Below are 686 nucleotides of genomic sequence, written 5' to 3' on the forward strand. Positions count from 1 at the left end.
CCTCTCGGTACGTGGAAGCATCCTTTCCATTTTCCGCCTTTGAGTGGCAGCAACACTTCACCTTGCCGATTCAGATAACCGAACCATTCCGGATATTCCGAGTCTTTGAAATGTGTCCATGTATAGTCATGCACCTTCTCAAACCATTCCAGACATCTTTTATCTCCGGTCAACCGGTAACCTTTCAGTAAGGAGATCAGTGTCTCGATGTGTACCCACCAGAGTTTCTGATCCCATTCCAACTGCTGGGGAGGACAACCGTTACGGTCCATAAAGTAATAGATGCCGCCACATTGCTTGTCCCAACCATAATCAAGCATTGTTAAGGTGGTTAACATTGCTTGTTGTACCAGCTCCGGTCGGTTCAGCCGTTGCCCCAGATCCATGATAAACCACATCGCCTCAATAGCATGTCCGGGAGTTACCTGACGGCCTTCGAAGCAGTCAACCAGATTACCGTCCACATCCACATTCTCAACGATGATGCCACCCAGCTCCGGACGGCAGAACACGTCCATCACCTCATGAATACAGGTCTCCATTGTCTGCTCCAGATAACCGGCAGGCAGCAGATGCTCAATCTCCAATGCCAGATTACAGAGAATCATCGGGAGTGCGAAGTTCTTCAGATTACGTGTGCCCGGATGGAGCTTGTTCCATTTGCCTTTAGGGTTGTCAACTTTGGA

Annotated in this window: 1 protein-coding gene; it reads right to left on the bottom strand. The window is 49.3% G+C overall.

Annotation, left to right across the window (positions count from 1 at the left end; translation table 11 throughout):
* Positions 1–686: AGE family epimerase/isomerase (locus HMPREF2794_RS02650; RefSeq protein ID WP_210403590.1), on the bottom strand; the 686-nt coding region annotated here is incomplete at both ends.

Source organism: Bacteroides sp. HMSC067B03 (genome assembly GCF_001811315.1).
In the GTDB taxonomy this organism is placed as follows: Bacteria; Bacteroidota; Bacteroidia; order Bacteroidales; family Bacteroidaceae; genus Bacteroides; species Bacteroides faecis.